The 18,276-nt window shown below is 53.7% G+C and carries 14 protein-coding genes; 3 read left to right on the top strand and 11 right to left on the bottom strand.

The genetic code is table 11. The features are described from left to right. Positions 1-30: 30 nt before the first annotated feature. From KWG64_RS16760 to KWG64_RS16795, 8 genes are all read right to left on the bottom strand, one after another. Positions 31-507 (bottom strand): heme-binding protein, encoded by a 477-nt coding sequence (locus tag KWG64_RS16760; RefSeq protein ID WP_152326282.1) that lies wholly within the window; start codon positions 505-507, stop codon positions 31-33. A 399-nt stretch (positions 508-906) separates the two neighbouring features. Next, positions 907-2,907, bottom strand: coding sequence for a formate-dependent uric acid utilization protein AegA (aegA, locus tag KWG64_RS16765; protein ID WP_218522530.1), 2,001 nt, complete (start codon positions 2,905-2,907; stop codon positions 907-909). A 358-nt stretch (positions 2,908-3,265) separates the two neighbouring features. Next, complete coding sequence (locus KWG64_RS16770; protein WP_218522531.1) at positions 3,266-4,825, bottom strand: serine hydrolase; 1,560 nt, start codon at positions 4,823-4,825, stop codon at positions 3,266-3,268. A gap of 78 nt (positions 4,826-4,903) precedes the next feature. Further along, on the bottom strand, positions 4,904-5,677 hold the full coding sequence (locus tag KWG64_RS16775; protein WP_218522532.1) for an ABC transporter ATP-binding protein: 774 nt from the start codon (positions 5,675-5,677) through the stop codon (positions 4,904-4,906). Further along, positions 5,674-6,504, bottom strand: a complete 831-nt coding sequence (locus tag KWG64_RS16780; RefSeq protein ID WP_218522624.1) for an ABC transporter ATP-binding protein — start codon at positions 6,502-6,504, stop codon at positions 5,674-5,676. Before KWG64_RS16780 ends, KWG64_RS16775 begins: the two co-directional genes overlap by 4 nt. Then, on the bottom strand, positions 6,504-7,430 hold the full coding sequence (locus tag KWG64_RS16785) for an ABC transporter permease (protein ID WP_218522533.1): 927 nt from the start codon (positions 7,428-7,430) through the stop codon (positions 6,504-6,506). Before KWG64_RS16785 ends, KWG64_RS16780 begins: the two co-directional genes overlap by 1 nt. Next, on the bottom strand, positions 7,427-8,440 hold the full coding sequence (locus KWG64_RS16790; RefSeq protein ID WP_152326277.1) for an ABC transporter permease: 1,014 nt from the start codon (positions 8,438-8,440) through the stop codon (positions 7,427-7,429). The genes KWG64_RS16785 and KWG64_RS16790 overlap by 4 nt, the downstream gene beginning before the upstream one ends. After that, entirely contained in the window at positions 8,437-10,032 is a 1,596-nt protein-coding gene (locus KWG64_RS16795; RefSeq protein ID WP_195815088.1) for an ABC transporter substrate-binding protein, read from the bottom strand. The genes KWG64_RS16790 and KWG64_RS16795 overlap by 4 nt, the downstream gene beginning before the upstream one ends. 250 nt (positions 10,033-10,282) lie before the next feature. Here KWG64_RS16795 and KWG64_RS16800 point away from each other — a divergent pair, with 250 nt between their 5' ends. Beyond that, the gene (locus KWG64_RS16800) at positions 10,283-11,395 is read left to right on the top strand and encodes a dipeptidase (RefSeq protein WP_218522534.1); all 1,113 of its coding nucleotides are present in this window, start codon (positions 10,283-10,285) and stop codon (positions 11,393-11,395) included. Between the two features lie 91 nt (positions 11,396-11,486). On the opposite strand, the gene ydgH is transcribed toward KWG64_RS16800, so the two are convergent. Continuing rightward, on the bottom strand, positions 11,487-12,440 hold the full coding sequence (ydgH, locus tag KWG64_RS16805) for a DUF1471 family protein YdgH (RefSeq protein ID WP_218522535.1): 954 nt from the start codon (positions 12,438-12,440) through the stop codon (positions 11,487-11,489). Between the two features lie 537 nt (positions 12,441-12,977). Between ydgH and pntA the strand changes: the two genes are divergently transcribed. Beyond that, a complete protein-coding gene (gene pntA / locus KWG64_RS16810; protein WP_218522625.1) occupies positions 12,978-14,507 on the top strand; it encodes a Re/Si-specific NAD(P)(+) transhydrogenase subunit alpha in 1,530 nt (509 codons plus the stop codon). A gap of 10 nt (positions 14,508-14,517) precedes the next feature. Further along, on the top strand, positions 14,518-15,909 hold the full coding sequence (gene pntB, locus KWG64_RS16815) for a Re/Si-specific NAD(P)(+) transhydrogenase subunit beta (RefSeq protein WP_218522536.1): 1,392 nt from the start codon (positions 14,518-14,520) through the stop codon (positions 15,907-15,909). Positions 15,910-15,982: 73 nt separating this feature from the next. Here pntB and uspE read toward each other — a convergent pair whose 3' ends face one another. Together uspE and KWG64_RS16825 are read right to left on the bottom strand one after the other, a co-directional pair. After that, entirely contained in the window at positions 15,983-16,942 is a 960-nt protein-coding gene (gene uspE / locus KWG64_RS16820; RefSeq protein WP_195815092.1) for a universal stress protein UspE, read from the bottom strand. Positions 16,943-17,097: 155 nt separating this feature from the next. Beyond that, positions 17,098-17,853, bottom strand: coding sequence for an FNR family transcription factor (locus KWG64_RS16825; RefSeq protein WP_013575564.1), 756 nt, complete (start codon positions 17,851-17,853; stop codon positions 17,098-17,100). Between the last annotated feature and the right edge of the window lie 423 nt (positions 17,854-18,276).

Consider the following 18,276-nt stretch of genomic DNA (forward strand, 5'->3'; position numbering starts at 1 on the left):
TCAACAAGAAGAATTAGAGAAAAGTGCCTGTTATTTCAGGACGCCGGCCGCTTTTTCAGAAGACTGGTTATCAATATCCTGCTTCGGTGTGCTGACGCCTACGGCGCCAACCACTTCGCCGTTCAGGGTCAGCGGGAACCCGCCACCCAGCGCAACCGCGTGCGGGATCGCCAGCACCGTGGTTTCGCCACCGGCCAGACGCTGCATGAACTTCAGCGACGGCGCGTGATACAGCGCAGAGGTGCGGGCTTTGCCAATTGATGCATCGACACAACCGGCCGGGGAACCGTCGAGGCGCTGGAATGCCAGTAATGAACCAGATGCGTCAACAACGGCCACGCAGCCGGTGCTGTGCTGTTCGGCCAGCGTGGATTTCACGCTGTCGATCACTTTGGCAGCCTGGGCGTTATCGAGCTGAGGATGCCCGGCAGCGAAGGCGGATGTGGCAGAAAACAGCAGTGAGGAGACACAAAGTAGTGTTTTAGCGGTGTGTTTTTTTACAGACATAGACTCATCCCTTGTAACAGTAGCAACAACATTGCCTTGAAAGTGTTTTGAAATAAAAACGCTGAAAATAAATAAGTTAAAAGCCAATAACGTTGCCGGGCTGAGCATTTATCGATGCTTCTTAATGCCACAACGAAGAAAGTGTTATTGCTTTTTGTTTCGTGGATGTTAATTCAATTAACAAAATAGCAGAAGTGACGGTTGCGGCTGGCAACTAATTCTTACAGGGGGTTTGTGGGGGTATTTCCACCAAATCGGGCTTGCAAGCCTTGCAGAATAAGGGTTGAGCATTTTGTGCGGTTATGTACCAGATGATCCGTTTGTATTAACAAAGTGTGATCCAATTAACAAAAAACCTCCCGTTAAAGAGGTTTTTTGTGAAGGCACAGGTGCGGGATATCAGTGCGTCAGGGGGCGTGGGCTGCCTTCCGGTGAGAGCCCCGCAAGGGCGCGATCGCGGTTTTCCAGCCAGGCGATAATGCTGCTTGCCGCCTGACGCCCGTCGTCCATTGCGGTCACCACCAGATCCGCGCCGCGTACCACATCACCTCCGGCAAAAATCTGCGGATGGCGGGTCTGGTACGGGTAAGCTCCCGCGTGCGATGTGACCAGACGCCCGGCCGAATCGCGCTCAACGCCCGGTTCGTTCAGCCACGGCATGGCGTGCGGCTGGAATCCGAACGCCATAATAATGGCATCAGCCTCGAGTAAAAATTCAGAACCGGGGATCGGTTCAGGGCGTCGTCGTCCGCTGGCGTCCGGCGCGCCGGGCGCGGTACGTAACAGGCGGATCCCGCAAACCCGGCCCTGTGAATTCAGTTCGATACTGACCGGCTGAACGTTGAACTGGAATTCCGCGCCTTCCTCACGGGCATTTTTCACCTCTTTTTTTGAGCCGGGCATGTTTTTCTCGTCACGACGATACGCGCAGATCACGCTGGCGGCGTCCTGTCTTAATGACGTCCGCAGGCAATCCATCGCCGTATCGCCGCCGCCCAGAACCACCACGCGCTGGCCCTTCATGCTGATGTACGGCTCGTGCGGCAGTTCCGGCAAGTGCATCAGATGTTTGGCATTGGCAATCAAAAACGGCAGGGCGCTGAACACACCCGGTGCGTCTTCGTGCTCAAGTCCGGCTTTCATCGACTGATATGTCCCGACGCCGAGGAAAACAGCGTCAAATTCTTCGAGCAAATCCGCAATGCCGGTATCCGTACCGATTTCACTGTTCAGACGAAACTCTATGCCCATGTCAGTGAAAATCTCCCGGCGTTTCACCAGCACTTGCTTATCGAGCTTGAACGCCGGAATGCCAAACGTCAGCAGCCCGCCAATTTCCGGATGACGGTCAAACACTACTGTGCTGACGCCGTTGCGCGCCAGGATGTCCGCGCATCCCAGTCCCGCTGGCCCTGCGCCGACAATCGCGACGCGGTAATCGCGTTGTTTCACGGCAGACAAGTCTGGTTTCCAGCCCATCGCCAGCGCGGTGTCGGTGATGAAACGCTCGATATTCCCGATGCTCGCTGATCCCGGTTTTTTCAACGTACAGGAGCCTTCACACAACCGGTCCTGCGGGCAGACGCGGCCGCAGATTTCCGGCAGGCTGCTGGTGCGGTGAGAAAGTTCGGCGGCTTCGAGAATTTTGCCCTCTTTGACCAGCGACATCAGGCCGGGAATGTCGTTATGCAGCGGGCAGGTCCAGGCGCAGAAAGGGTGGTCGCTGCACTGAATGCAGCGCCCGGATTGTTCCTGCGCCTGTTCAGACGTAAAACGGCGGTAGATCTCATTGAACGTACTTTTACGCTCGGTGAGTGCGATCCGGATGGCATCCAGACGCGGCGGGTTCAGCGCACCGGCGAACACGGTTTCTGTGGCGCGTGCGCGTGGGGCTGGCCGGTGACTGGTTTCCGCCAGTGCGGAAAGCCGCTGTTTACTGGCGCGGTTTTGCCGCAACGATTGCCCGGTCACCAGATGCAACGCCTGCGTCGGACACGCATTCACGCAGGCCTGACCGGCGCTGTTTGCGGCGCAAAGATCGCATTTTTGTACGGTTGCCTGTGGCGTAACAGGATTTTCGGAATACCCGATAATATCCAGCGCACCAAACGGGCAGGCAATTACGCAGGTTTTACAGCCGATACATTTTTCTGCCAGTAACTGAACGCCGTTGTCGCGGTAAACCATCGCCTGCGTCGGACAGACGCTAACGCACGGGGCTTCTTCACAGTGGCGGCACAGCACGGCATTGCTGAAAGTATCATTCTGAATGACGTGAATACGCGGTAAAAATGCGTCTTTTGAAGGATAACGTTGTGCATTGTGCGATAAAACGCAGGCCACTTCACAGGCCCGGCAACCGATACAATCATGCGGATCGGCAAGAACAAATTGATTCATTTTTCGCGTCTCAGCCCGGCCTTCGGTGCGAACTGAAAGCAGGAACTCTTTATGTGCCCGGGGTTTTATTTTGAAAAGAATAAGAGGGGTAAACCTCGGGTTTTGCAGGCGGAGTCACATTTTACAGCTGTAAACGTTTCAGCTTTGGTAATTAACCACAAATAAATAAAGGGTAATTTTATGCCCGGATTTTGAGCGAATTTTCAATTGGGCGTCAGCACGGGTTTTCCCGTCAGGAACAGGCATTTGTACAGGTTTTTAAGTGAGGTTATCTTCAGGGGAATCATTCACCGAACTTGTCACCGCCCCGCATTGACCCGGAATAACCGGTTAACGCGGGGCGGCAGATGGGCCCGGTTTATTTCGCCGTCGGCCAGCTGATTCGGCATTCGTCACGACGGAAATTCAGCACGCGGCTGCGGTTTGAAATCAGCCGGACGCTGTAACCCTGGAAGTAGAGGCAGAAGTTTTTCTTCCAAGGCCCGTCGGGGAGTTCGACCAGCAGACGCCCTGCACCGAGCGACGTCAGTTGCCCGCAGGCGCGTAAAGTGCCAACCCCAATCCTGAGCTGATCGCCTTCGATATCAAAAGCGGCTTTGGATTCGGGATGGACCCAGCGCCCCTGAACCATTTTCAGGCAATCATTGGGTTCTACGGGCGTGAAATACCGTGATGCATGGCCGATTTCGCCCTGAATCGCTTTGCCATCCCAGCGCAAACGCATCGGCATGTGTGCGGAAAGCGTAATGGCTTCTTCCGCGTCTGCGCCCTGATATAAGTTGTCGGCGGAACCGAGATAGCTGGCGGTGCCGTTGCTGACTTTCAGCCAGTACGGCTCGGCGGTGCTGGCGTAAAGACCGTCCGGCAGCGCGTTGCTGCGCGGCGGTAACGGGGCGGCGAGCAGGGCGGACATGACTTCCAGCGCGTGAGTGTACGCGGTGGTGTCTTCGCGGTTGGAAACCAGCGCCACGCCGACGTCCAGTTCAGGATGCAACAGGAAATAGGTTTTATAGCCAGCATGTGAACCGCCGTGGCCGTAAACCGTATGTTCACCGATTTGTGAAGACGTGGTGCCCAGCCCGTATGCCGACGGGATCTCGCCGTGCAGATAACGTTGTTGCGTGAGGGTTTTCAGCACGCCTGCGCCGGGACCGGTATTGCTGAGTAAGCTTTGCAGCCAGACGGTCAGCGAGCGCACGCTGCCGGTCAGGCTGCCGGACGCGGAAAGGTGAAGCCCGGCGACGGCGGTTTTCCAGCCGGTCACGTCCTGCCAGTAGCCGGGCACCAGCCCGTGGACGATATCAAACCAGGTTTCCGGCGCGTGGAAAGCAATGTCCAGCGGTTGCGCGATATGCTTTTGCAGCAGGTCTTCGAACAGAATGCCTTTTTGTTTCAGGATCTCTTCAACCAGCCGGTAGCCGGTGTTGCTGTAAGAAATCTCGGTACCCGCCGGGAAATTCAGCGCGCCGTCCTGCGCCAGAAAATCCATGATTGCCCCGGCTTCACTGACGTTATAAACCGATACGCCCAGCAGCGATAAGGTTTCGCGCACGTCCGGCAAACCCCCGGTCATGTCCAGCGCCTGGCCTATCGTCACTTGTGCCATCGGGGCTTTTAGCTGGGGTAAATACTGGCCGAGGGTATCGCTGAGGGAAAGTCCTGCATCACTGCGAAGCAGTGCGAGAGTGGCAAAAATATGTTTGGTGACGGAGGCATAGCGCACGACGGAATCAACGCTGAAAGGTTCTGTGGTCGTCAGATTCGACAGGCCGCCGGTGGCATAACCGCGCAGCGTTTTGCTGTCAAAAAGGGTGATTGCGCCACCCGGTTCACCGGGTTTATTCCATTTTTCAGTGATGCGTTTTGCTGTCGTTTCAGCCGCCTGCCACTGTAAAGCAGACTGTGCGGTGGATGTCATTAACATCTCCTTAATTGTCTATCAGTGAATAAGACGGGCAGCCCGGACTGCCCGTGAAAACCGAATCCGCCGCCGGGGCTATTCGGGCTCCTCTAAACTGAGACTTAACGATCTTAACTCTGCTGTGTGCGGATGGGTGACGTTGCCTGTCCGCAAATCGTCTGCACTCAGAAGCTCGACCATTTCACCACCAATCATCACGCCGATGCTGGTGCAAAGATGCGCTACGACGGCCAGATTGTGGCTGACCAGAATATAGGTGAGTTTCCGGCGCTCACGCAGATCGCTCAGCAGGTTCAGAATTTCGGCCTGAACCGAAACGTCCAGCGCCGACGTGGGTTCATCAAGCAGCAGGATTTCCGGCTCTGAAATCATCGCCCGCGCAATCGCCACGCGCTGGCGCTGCCCGCCGGAAAGCTGGTGCGGGAAACGAAAACCCACCGCCTGCGGCAGCCCGACTTCGGCCAGGGCATCGGTAATGCGCTTTTCGATATTCAGAAAACCGTGAACGATCAGCGGTTCACTCAGAATGCGGTCGATGGTCTGACGCGGATGCAGCGAGCCGTACGGATCCTGAAAAACCATCTGCACACGGCGGAAAAATCGCTTCTGCCGCACCGGCATCTGGTCTTCGCCGCCAATCACCATTTCACCCGACCACGACCGGTTCAGCCCGGCCAGTGCGCGTAAAATCGTGGATTTACCCGAGCCGCTTTCGCCGACAATGCCAAAGCATTCGCCGGGTGCCACGCTGAAGCTGACGCCTTTGACCACTTCCGTATCGCCGAACGCGATGCGCAGGTTATTGAGGATGATTTTGCTGTTATCTAAAGAAGGGGATTCTACTGTCATGAGGTTTTCCAGGCTACATCACGCACCAGCACCGGCAGTCTGTCACGCGGATGTTTCAGTGACGGCAGGCATTCCAGCAACCCGCGCGTGTAAGGATGTTGGGCTTTCAGCAAATCACCGGCCTGTAACGTTTCGACGATGCGCCCCGCGTACATCACCGCCACGCGGTCGCAGAATTTGGAGACCAGCGGCAAATCGTGGCTGATCAGAATCAGGCCCATTCCCCGGCTGGACACCAGGTCATCCAGCAAACGCAAAATTTCCGCCTGGACGGTGGCATCGAGCGCGCTGGTGGGTTCGTCGGCAATCATCAGTTCAGGATCCGGTGCCAGCATCATGGCAATCATGATGCGCTGGCCCATACCGCCGGAGACTTCGTGCGCGTAACGTTGTGCCACTTTATGCGGCTCACGGATTTTCACCTGATCAAGCAGTTCAATGGCGGCGTTCATCGCCTGTTTATTCGAGCCACCTTTGTGCGTCTGCCACGCTTCGGCCACCTGTTTGCCAACCGGCATCACCGGGTTGAGCGAGTATTTCGGATCCTGAAGGATAAAGCCGACGCGCTTTCCGCGTATCTGGCGCATCTGTTTTTCACTGGCATTACGCAGATCAATGCCGTCGAAAGAGAGCGTTTCCGCGCGGCATTTCGCGCTGGACGGCAACAGGTTCATCAGACAGCGTGCGGTCAGGGATTTTCCCGAACCGCTTTCGCCCACGATGCCGAATTTTTCCTTGCCCAGAGAGAGTGAAACGCCGCGAACGGCATCAAAACTGCCGCTGTTGGTCTGGAAGGTAATATGCAGATCTTTGATATCAACCAGCATCATTTCTCCTTAGGATCGAGGACGTCGCGCAGCCCGTCGCCGAGGAAGTTAAACGCCAGAGACGTCACGAAAATAGCAATCGCCGGGATCAGTGGCACCCACCATTCGCTGAACAGGAAACGGCGTGCGGTCGCAATCATCGCGCCCCATTCCGGCGACGGCGGTTGTGCGCCCATGCCCAAAAATCCGAGGCTGGCGGCGGTGATAATGATTGAACTCATGTCCAGCGTGATGCGCACGACCAGACTTGGCACGCACAGCGGCATGATATGGCGCAGCACAATGCGGGCGGGCGTCGCACCGGTCAGACGGCAGGCAGCAATGTAATCCGTGCCGCGCACCTGCATGGTTTCGGCGCGTGCCAGACGGGCATACGGCGGCCAGGCTGTGAGGGCGATGGCGAGAATGGCGCTTTCGATGCCGGGCCTGAGTGCCGCCACGAAAGCCAGCGCCAGAATCAGACGCGGGAAGGCCAGAAAGATGTCGGTGATGCGCATCAGTATGCGATCCAGCAATCCTCCGGCGTAGCCCGCGACACAGCCGATCAGCAGGCCAACCGGCGCGACAATCGCCACGACGATAATCACCATGCCGAGCGTGATGCGTCCGCCGTACAGAATGCGGCTCAGCGTGTCACGACCCAGCTCATCGGTGCCGAGCCAGTGCAGGGACGACGGTTTCGCCAGACGGTGCGCCAGATCCTGCGCACCCGGATCATAGCCGGTCAGCCACGGCGCACAGATTGAAATCAGCAGAACCACCAGCACGGTAAACAGGCCGGTGATCGCCAGTGGATTCTTGCGCAGGCCGAGCCAGATGCGGTATCTGCGTCCCCAGACCGCTTGTCTGCGGGTGTGAGGCGTATCCGCCAGCAGCCAGGCGCGGCTGCCTGCGCGGGGTTGCGATGTGACAGGTAAAATGCTCATGTTACTCGGGGATCCAATAGTCGGTAGAGAAGGTCGGCCAGCAGGTTAAGCAGCACGTAAATGGCGCCAATCAGCAACGTAGAGCCGATCACCGGGTTCATATCGGCGTTCATCAATGACACGGTGAGATATTGCCCGAGGCCCGGCCACGAGAAGACGTTTTCCGTGACGACGGCGCCCTCGAGTAAACCGGCGTAAGTCAGGGCCAGAACCGTAATCAGCTGCACGCCCACGGTCGGAAACGCGTGTTTCCAGATGACACGCTGTGCTGACAACCCTTTGGCGCGCGCGGTGATGACGTATTCGCCACCGAGCGCGTTGAGCATGAAAGTGCGGGTCATACGTGTGATGTAGGCCATGCTGAAATACGCGAGGATCAGAACTGGCTGAGCCATGTGCGCCAGCGCATCCCAAAATGCCCCCATATCGCCTGCGATCAGCGAATCGACCGTCAGTAAACCGGTGACCTGCGGGATCATGTCCTGATAGATGATGTCCTGACGGCCCGGGCCGGGCGCGATGCCTAACGCGGAGTAGAAGATCAGCAGGCTGAGCAGCGCGAGCACAAACACCGGCAGGGAGTGGCCGGCCAGACACACCACGCGGATGGTCTGGTCAATCCAGCTTCCCTGACGCGTTGCCGCCCAGACGCCCAGCGGAATGCCGACGATGGCCGCAATAATTATCGCCGCCGTGGCCAGTTCGAGCGTGGCCGGGAAGAAACGCGCGATATCGGTCGTGACCAGATTGGACGTCAGGGCAGACCGGCCTAAGTCACCGTGAAAGACCTGACTGATGTAATGAAAGAACTGCATCCAGAGGGGCTGATCCAGCCCCATTTCATGACGAACCCGTTCGACGACTGCCTGCGGTGCATTGTCGCCCACCGCAGCCAGAACCGGGTCCGTCGGCATGACGCGACCTATAAAGAAAGTCACCACCGACAGACCAAACAAAGTAAGACAAACGCTGATGCAGGTACTCAGAAATCCATTGAGTCTCTTGCTCACGCTTTAACAACCTTCTCGTAAGGGCTGGTGCTCATTACAGTTAATACCACACCGGAAATCACGTTACGGCAGGCGGCGGTCATGGTCGGTTGCAGCATGATGGCAAACGGGCTGTTTTCCATATGTTTGGTCTGCAATTCTTCGTAGAGTTTGATGCGGGTGGCCGGATCTGATTCTTTCAGCGCCTGAGTGCTGAGGTCAGAGATTGATTTATCCTGCCAGCTGCAACGCCACGCCAGCGTGCGGCTTTTTGCGGCATCGGTGTTATCCGGGTTGCTGCAAAACGCTTCGGCGTTAGAGTTTGGATCAAAGTAGTCCGCACCCCATTGGGTCATAGCCAGCTGTTGCTGACGCGCACGCATTTTGGTCAGTACCTGACGGCTTTCTGCCGCGAGCAGCGTCACTTTGATCCCGACTTCGGCGAGGTTAGATTGCAATGCCTGCACGATGTCAGAAGAAGGCGACGCGGAATAGTGATCGAGCGTGATTTCAAACCCGTTCGGGAAACCGGCTTCGGCCAGCAGCGCTTTGGATTTCGCCACGTCGCGTTTGTACATGATGGTGTTCACCGCCGCCGGGAACCCTTCAGGCAGGAAGCTCTGATGGATTTTGTGCGTCAGCGGCACGATATGCTGCTGAATGTTTTCGTAATCGATCGCCCATTTGATCGCCTGCCAGACCTGCGGTTTCGCCAGGTTCGGGTGCGCGGTATTGGCGGAAAGCATGAATGTTCCGGCAATGCCTTTCTGAACCAGCGTGAAGTTTTTATCTTTCAGCAGCGGACGCAGCTGTTCGGTGGTCAGGTTACGTGCGATATCGATATCGCCTTTTTGCAACATCAGCAGCTGGGCAGACGGGTCGATAATGTGGCGCATGATGATGCGCTGGATTTTGCCCGCGTGCGGGTTGTTCTTGTTGCTTTCGAGAATAACGGATTCACTGACTTTCCAGTCACGCAGTTTGAAGGCACCGGAACCGGCGCTGTTTTTCTTCAGCCAGGCGTTACCTAAATCCTCACCGGCCTGATTCGCCAGACAGGCGGATTTCTGCACGATGCTGCCGACGTTGGCGGTCAGGCAATATAAGAGGAAGGATTCGGAAGCGGGTTCAGCGGTTTTGATCACCAGAGTTTCGGCGTCTGGTGCAGTAATCAGGCTGTCAACGTTGTCTTTGGTGTAACCAAACTGGTTGATGATGTAGGCCGGGCTTTTATCCAGTTTGACCACGCGTTGCAGGGAGAACGCGGCATCTTCAGCGGTAACCGGTTTGCCGTCGGCCCATTTGGCTTTCGGATCCAGTTTGAAGGTGAAGGTTTTTTTATCGTCAGAAGCGGTCCATGAAAGGGCCAGATCGCCTTCGATTTCATCAGGGGAGGCCAGCTTGGGTTTCACCAGTTGCTGATACATATTGCCGGTAATTTCGCTGCCCACGGACTCGAAGCTTTCATGCGGGTCAAGGCTGGTAATGATGTCGAGTTGGATCGCCATCACCAGAATCGAGGCGGGCGTGGCCGCAAACACGGAATCAAATTTAAGGTATGACAGCACAGGTATTGCAGAAAAACCGGTAACAAATTGACGCCTGGTAACCATAACTACTCCCATCGTGTTGATATATAAAAGTAAAATTAAAAATTACGTTGTCAGACCCTTGACTTAAACTCAGGCAACTGGCTTAAATGAAAAAACGTTGCTTTGCACCTGTCGACGTTTCGTATCGAAAAAACTAATCTGAAGCGTACTGTGTTTGTTCTTCGCTGGTGCAATCGTTCGCAGGTGATGCACTTCGTCTGAGCAAATCTCCGTTGTCTTAGTCATGCTTAATCAAAGGTAGACCTTTTTTATGAATAACGTAGCGCACGGAACTGAAGAATTAATGCCGGTATTTGATGGACATAACGATGTTTTGTTACAGCTTTGGAAAGAACATCGTCAAAATCCTGAACGCGCATTCCTTCAGGGACCCGCCAGCGGACAATTAGACCTGCCGCGCTGTCGTGAAGCGGGCTTTGCCGGCGGGCTGTTTGCCGCGTGGGTACCCACTCCAGATATTGATCTTGCAAATAGCGTGCCTGATCGCTCAGTCGACACGCGATTCCTTGTGGAAGGTACTCAAAAACATCCTGATTTTTCTCCGACACCTTCTTTCGATTTTGCACGTGATGTCACATTTGGCATGATGGCTTTTTTGCTCAGAATTGAAGAACAGTCGCAAGGAAAGGTGAAAATTTGCCGCACGGCGCAGGAAATCCGTCACTCCATCGATAACCATGCATTAGCTGTGGTGATGCACATCGAAGGAGCGGAGGCGATTGATGAGGATTTGTATAATCTGGACGTGTTGTACAGCATGGGGCTGCGCTCTCTGGGGCCGGTCTGGAGCCGTCCGAACATTTTCGGTCACGGCGTGCCGTTCAAATATCAAACCTCGCCGGATACCGGCCCGGGGCTGACGGAAGCGGGCGTCCGGCTGGTGAAAGCCTGCAATCAGAAACGCATCATGATTGATCTGTCGCACCTCAATGAAAAAGGCTTCTGGGAAATTGCCCAGCTGAGTGATGCGCCGCTGGTCGCCAGCCATTCCAATGCGTTCAGCATCTGCCCGCAGTCACGCAATCTGACCGACAAACAGCTGGCTGCTATCAAAGAGAGCAACGGTTTCGTCGGCCTGAACTTTGCCGTGCCGTTCCTGCGTGAAGACGGTAAAAGAAGCGACGATACCGGCACCGACATTATGGTGCGCCATGTGGATTATCTGGTGGAACATCTGGGCGAAGACAACGTGGGCTTTGGCTCGGATTTTGACGGCGCGTCAATGGCACCGTTCTTGTCGGATGTGCGCGGTTTGCCTGTGCTGGTCAATGCGCTGCGTGAAGCGGGTTACGGGCAGGCGCTGCTGGAGAAGATTTGCTACAAAAACTGGGTTAACGTTCTGGAAAGAACCTGGGGAAAATAACGTTCGCTGAGAACCACGCAGCGACGTGAATTGCAGAAAGTAAAAAGGCAGCCCTGAAAGGCTGCCTTTTGTATTTCAGCGTTAGTCAGACTTATTTGAAGAAGTCTGCGCTTACGGTCAGGTTGCCGCCGCTTTTGTTCTGCCACTGACGGGTAATGTGGTAGAACTTGGCGCCTTTCGCCGCAGCACGGTTCGCCACTTCCTGAGAAACGTCGGTGGTGCTGTTGAAGTGGCCGGTGAAGGTAGTGGAATCGAACGGAACCATCTGAGCAGCGGTGACGTCGTTCACTTCCTGAATTTTAGCCCCGTTAGTTGCCGTGACGGTGTAACGCTGGCCGGTAGAAGACTGCGTTTCGAAGAAACGGCCTACTGAACGGCTTGGGCTGCCAGAAGAAGCCACGCCCGGGATCTCAACTTTCTTCGCTGCTGCACCGCCTGCTGCCAGCGCCGCTTTACCCGCTTCGGAATCAGCAGGAATGGCATCCGGAGACTGAACTACGCGTTTAGGTGCATCTTTTTTATAAATGAACGCAGTGATGTACTGGTTGCCGCCGCTGTTGGCATCAATCTGGCGCACGATGAAGAAGGAGTAAGCCCCTTTCTGTTTCGCGGCCTGAGTAATAGCATCATTAACGTCTGGCTGGCTGCGGTAGAAACCGCTGACAGTCACAGTATCAAAAGGCTCAAGGCCGTACGCGACGTCTTTCGGAAGCTCTACAACGCCGTTAATCACGCGGTAATGCGGGTCATTGCTGACTTCAGGCGCATCTTTTTTATAGATATCTGCAACTACGCGCCAGTTACCGCTATTGTTAGTGGTATTGGTATCTTGAATATAGAAATAATCTGCACCCAGCGTATCGGCACGGCGGGAGACGGCGTCAGACGCGTCGCCCAGCGTGTTAAATCGCCCGGTAATAACAATGCGATCAAAAGGCTTGATGGCTGCTGCTTTCTGCGGGCTAATTTCCTGCGCGGCATGTGCTGCGTACAGCGCAGAAATAGAAAACAGGGCCGATGCGATGATCGTTTTTGTCAGCTTCATAAAAAATCCTTTCACCTTGCGCTGTAATGTTGAAACGTGCTGAATTCTTGATGTGTAACAGGTTAGCGGCCGATTATTGCATGTAACAATGCTGAGTGTCTCAGCAATTTATGGCAATAATGCGAGCGGCATCGTGATATCACACCTCTTTTTTTACTGTCCCTAACTTATATAAGTTTGATGAATAAACCAAGTAGTGAAATAAATGTTAATTATTCACTATTTTCTAACTTTTATGCCCGCGCCGGGCGGGGTAGAGTGAGACTTACCTGAGTGATTGATCCGGTATAAATAGGATTATCAGGTGAAATAAAGGCCTGTTTCTCACGGTTTGCAGCAGGTTTGCGGACCATATCAATTTTTTTATTATTAATTGCCTGACTATCGCTGCGATACGTAGATTATTGATTAGATATTCAGTAGGTTATACCCAGCCTGCAAAAACAGATTTTCGGTCGTTTATATAACCGACAGGCTGGTAATTGAATTGTTATGTCGATGACACAAATCATCAATGAAAAGGGTGAAGGGAATACTATGCGTATTGGTGTACCAAAAGAGCGGTTGACCAATGAAGCCAGGGTTGCAGCCACGCCGAAGACGGTGGAACAGTTGCTCAAACTCGGCTTCACGGTGGCTATCGAACAGGGTGCCGGTAAGTTAGCCAGCTTTGAAGATTCCGCGTATGAAGAAGCGGGGGCCTCGGTCGTCACTGGCGATGATGTATGGCAATCAGATATCGTTTTGAAGGTCAATGCGCCTGAAACCGATGAAATTGACAAATTACAGGCAGGAACCACGCTGGTCAGCTTTATCTGGCCTGCGCAAAATCCTGAACTGATCCAAAAATTGGCCGACCGTCAGGTGACGGCGATGGCAATGGATTCTGTGCCACGTATTTCCCGCGCGCAATCTCTGGATGCCCTGAGCTCGATGGCTAACATCGCCGGTTACCGTGCGATTGTTGAAGCTGCACATGAATTTGGCCGTTTCTTCACCGGGCAAATCACCGCCGCCGGTAAAGTTCCGCCTGCAAAAGTCATGATTATCGGTGCCGGTGTGGCTGGCCTTGCTGCCATCGGTGCAGCAGGCAGCCTTGGTGCCATTGTTCGTGCGTTTGATACCCGCCCTGAAGTTAAGGAGCAGGTGCAAAGTATGGGCGCTGAGTTCCTGGAACTGGACTTCGAAGAAGAAGCGGGCAGCGGTGACGGCTACGCGAAAGTGATGTCCGAAGCGTTCATCAAAGCGGAAATGGCGCTGTTTGCAGCTCAGGCTGAAGAAGTGGATATCATCGTGACTACCGCGCTGATCCCGGGCCGCCCGGCACCTAAGCTCATCACCAAAGAAATGGTCGCCTCCATGAAACCGGGCAGCGTGATTGTCGATCTGGCGGCGCAAACCGGCGGTAACTGTGAACTGACCGTTGCCGACAAAATCACCACGACTGAAAACGGTGTGAAGATCATCGGTTACACCGATCTGCCAAGCCGCCTGCCAACACAGTCTTCGCAACTGTACGGCACCAACCTGGTTAACCTGCTGAAACTGCTGTGCAAAGAGAAAAACGGCGAAATCGAAATTGATTTCGAAGATACCGTTGTGCGCGGCGTGACTGTGGTGAAAACCGGCGAAGTCACCTGGCCTGCGCCACCGATTCAGGTTTCTGCACAGCCACAAGCTGCGAAAGCCGCTGAACCTGTAGTAAAAGCAGAAGCTAAACCGGCTAACCCGTGGACCAAATTCATCATCATGGCCGTCGCCATCGTGCTGTTTGGCTGGCTGGCCAATGTTGCTCCGAAAGAATTCCTTTCTCACTTTACCGTTTTCGCGCTGTCCTGCGTGGTCGGTTATTACGTGGTTTGGAATGTCAGTCATGCGTTGCATACCCCGTTAATGTCGGTCACTAACGCCATTTCAGGGATCATCGTGGTGGGTGCCGTGCTGCAAATCGGTCATGGCGGTTGGGTCAGTTTCCTGTCCTTTATTGCCGTTCTGATTGCCAGTATCAATATTTTCGGCGGATTCACCGTCACTCAGCGCATGCTGAAGATGTTTCGCAAGAACTAAGGGGTAACATATGTCTGGGGGTTTAGTTACAGCAGCATATATTGTTGCCGCTATTCTGTTTATTTGCAGCCTTGCGGGGCTGTCAAAACATGAAACGTCAAAGCAGGGTAACATTTTCGGTGTCACCGGGATGGCTATCGCGCTGATCGCCACCATTCTGGGGCCAGACTCCGGCAATGTAGGCTGGATCATCGTGGCGATGGTGATTGGTGGTGCAATTGGCGTATATCTGGCTCGCAAAGTCGAAATGACGGAAATGCCTGAGCTGGTGGCAATCCTTCACAGCTTCGTGGGTCTGGCGGCGGTTCTGGTGGGCTTTAACAGCTATCTGGATCACGGCGCTGTACCGATGGAAGGCGTGATGGAGAACATCCATCTGACCGAAGTGTTCCTCGGCATCTTCATCGGTGCGGTGACCTTCACCGGTTCGATTGTGGCGTTTGGCAAACTGCGCGGGATTTTCTCTTCCAAACCGCTCGCACTGCCACACCGTCACAAGCTGAATCTGGCGGCGCTGGTCGTTTCTTTCCTGCTGATGGTAACGTTCGTTCGTACCGATAGCGTGGGCCTGCAAGTTCTGGCACTGCTTATCATGACCATTATTGCCCTGGGTTTCGGCTGGCATCTGGTTTCTTCCATCGGTGGTGCGGATATGCCGGTGGTCGTTTCCATGCTGAACTCCTATTCCGGTTGGGCCGCGGCGGCCGCAGGTTTCATGCTGAGCAACGACCTGCTGATCGTCACCGGTGCGCTGGTGGGTTCTTCCGGTGCGATTCTGTCCTACATCATGTGTAAAGCGATGAACCGTTCGTTCATCAGCGTGATTGCGGGTGGTTTCGGTACTGACGGTTCTTCTACCGGCGATGCGGAAGAAATGGGCGAATACCATGAAGCGTCAGCCGAAGAAGTGGCCGACATGCTGAAAAACGCCAGCTCAGTGATCATCACCCCGGGCTATGGCATGGCGGTGGCACAGGCACAATATCCTGTACACGACATCACGGCTAAACTGCGTGCGAAAGGTATCAAAGTCCGTTTTGGTATTCACCCGGTGGCCGGGCGTTTACCGGGCCACATGAACGTGCTCCTGGCTGAAGCAAAAGTCCCGTATGACATCGTGCTGGAAATGGACGAGATCAACGACGACTTTAGCAATACCGACGTGGTGCTGGTGATCGGTGCGAATGACACGGTGAACCCGGCCGCGCAGGAAGATCCGCGCAGCCCGATCGCCGGCATGCCGGTGCTGGAAGTGTGGAAAGCGCAGAACGTTATCGTATTTAAACGTTCAATGAACACCGGTTATGCCGGCGTACAGAACCCGCTGTTCTTCAAAGAAAATACGCAAATGCTGTTTGGCGATGCGAAAGAAAGCGTGGAGAAAATCCTGCGCGCGCTGTAATTCTCCATCAGTAACTCAGTAATGAAAAAGGCCAGTCTGTTGACTGGCCTTTGTTTTATCCGTTGTTCAGACGTTATTCGTCGTCATCTTCTTCGTCATCGTCCGACGTAATAGGGCACTCGAAATCATCGGGCTTAATGGCCAGCAAATCACATTTCAGATGGTCGATCACCTGTTCTGTGGTATTGCCCAGAAACGCCGCAGACAACCCGGTACGCCCGATAGACCCCAGCACCACCACACCCGCTTGCAGATGCTCCGCAAGATCAGGAATGACTTCTTCCGGCAGGCCTTTTTCCACATGCGTGAATTTTTCGTCGAGCTGGAATTTCTGGCGTAGCGCTTTCATCGCAATCAGATGCTGACCGCGTATCGCGTCGTTGTAAACGCTGGGGTCAAAATCGGGAAGTTCGATGGCAATGTTAATGGGTGTCACAGGATATGCGCCGACCAGATGGACTTCGGTCTGATTCACATGGCTGGCGAGTTCGATGGTCTCTTTCACCAGTTTGATGTTGAGCGGGTCGTGATACGGCTCTTCGCTGGAAAGGTTAACGGCAACCACCGCTTTACCGCCTTCCGGCCACGGCTGGTCTTTCACCATCCAGACCGGACAAGGGCATTTGCGCAGCAAATTCCAGTCCGTCGGAGTGAAAATAACGGATTCCAGACGGTCATGCTGATGGGCCATTTTCAGAAGCAAATCATGATTTCCGGAAATCACTTCCTGAATAATCGCTTCAAAAGGTTTGTTGTGCCAGACGACTTTCACATCAATCGGAATGCCCGCGTCGACATAATAGTGGCATTGCTCTTTGATCCATTCTTCTCTTTCGCTGATCACGCTCTGGCGCATGCTGGTTCGCTCATCCGGCGAAAGCATGGTCGTCATTTCGTACGAAAAGTCATAAATGGACAGGAAAGCTTTGATGCGGCCACCGTTACGCTGCACCAGATAAACGGCACGACGCAGTGCGGGTTGGTCATCCTGATTGGGGTCTATAGCAACCAGTAAATTCTGATACTTAGCCATGGGGACTCCTTAACACCTGTAAGAGAACGGCGGTCAGTGTATTAAGTACAGAGTAAACCAAGATTAAGCAATCGGACAGAGGAGAAATTGAGTCGGATCAACAAATTATTCCTTGAATGATCCGACGCCAATCTATTAGAAGAAAATCAAAACGGTCAGGCAGAAACGGGGGCAGACTGTCCGGCTAACTGAGAAAGCATTTCGTGATTCTCAATCGTAATGTATTTGCCTTTAACACTCAGCATTTCTGATTTTTGGAAACGGCCCAGCAGACGGCTGATGGTTTCAACGGTCAGGCCGAGATAGTTGCCGATGTCACCACGGGTCATGGTCAGGCGGAATTCGCGCTGAGAGAAGCCACGTTGTGCAAAACGGCGGGAGAGGTTGTAGATAAACGCCGCCAGTCTTTCTTCAGCATTTTTCTTCGACAACAGCAGGATCATGTCCTGGTCGCCTTTGATCTCACCGCTCATCAGGCGCATCATTTGCTGGCGCAGATTTGGCATTTTCCCGGAGAGGTCATCAAGTGTCTCAAACGGAATTTCACAAACCATGGACGTTTCCAGAGCCTGTGCGAAACTTGGGTGCTGCAAACCACCAATAGCATCAAAACCGACTAAATCGCCTGCCAGATGGAAACCGGTAATCTGTTCGTCACCTTGTTCAGTGATGGTATAGCTTTTGATGGTCCCTGAACGGATGGCATAAAGGGATTTCAGTTCATCACCGGCTTTAAACAATGCCTGACCTTTTTGGATCGGCTTTTTCCTTTCGATGATGTTATCCAGCTGATCGAGTTCATGCTCGTTCAGGGTGAAAGGAATACAAAGCTGGCTGATGCTACAGTCCTGACAATGGATTGCACAGCCACCAGATTGGATACGTCGAATAATACGTTTTTCTGGGATCATGATAGTCACTCTGGCAATATTGATATGGGTCAATTTTAACATCTTTTGCAGCGAGTGATAAGTAGCTGAATGGAGCGAAAAGAGCGAAATGTTAAAAAACCCCGATTTTAAACAGGTTTTTTTTCGGAATATTTTGATCTGAACTGGGAATTAAGTCGAATTGAGAATCAATGAGATTTAAAACTGCGTCAAATTATCCGTTAAAATTATAATTCTATTTTAATGAATTAGCCGTCTGAATCAATTTATAGCAACCTAAGGATATTCTCTGACGAAGAATTATTCGCGGGCGTGAGATTCAATTTCCACCCATAATTTGCCGCGCGAGATTATGGCACAAAATGCCACCTGCCAACGACTTTGATACCCATTCGCTTCGCAACCGCATACAATGCGCAGATTCGTTTAGCTTTCGTTTAACTT

It is taken from the genome of Rahnella sp. PD12R (genome assembly GCF_019200965.1).
GTDB lineage: Bacteria > Pseudomonadota > Gammaproteobacteria > Enterobacterales > Enterobacteriaceae > Rahnella > Rahnella laticis.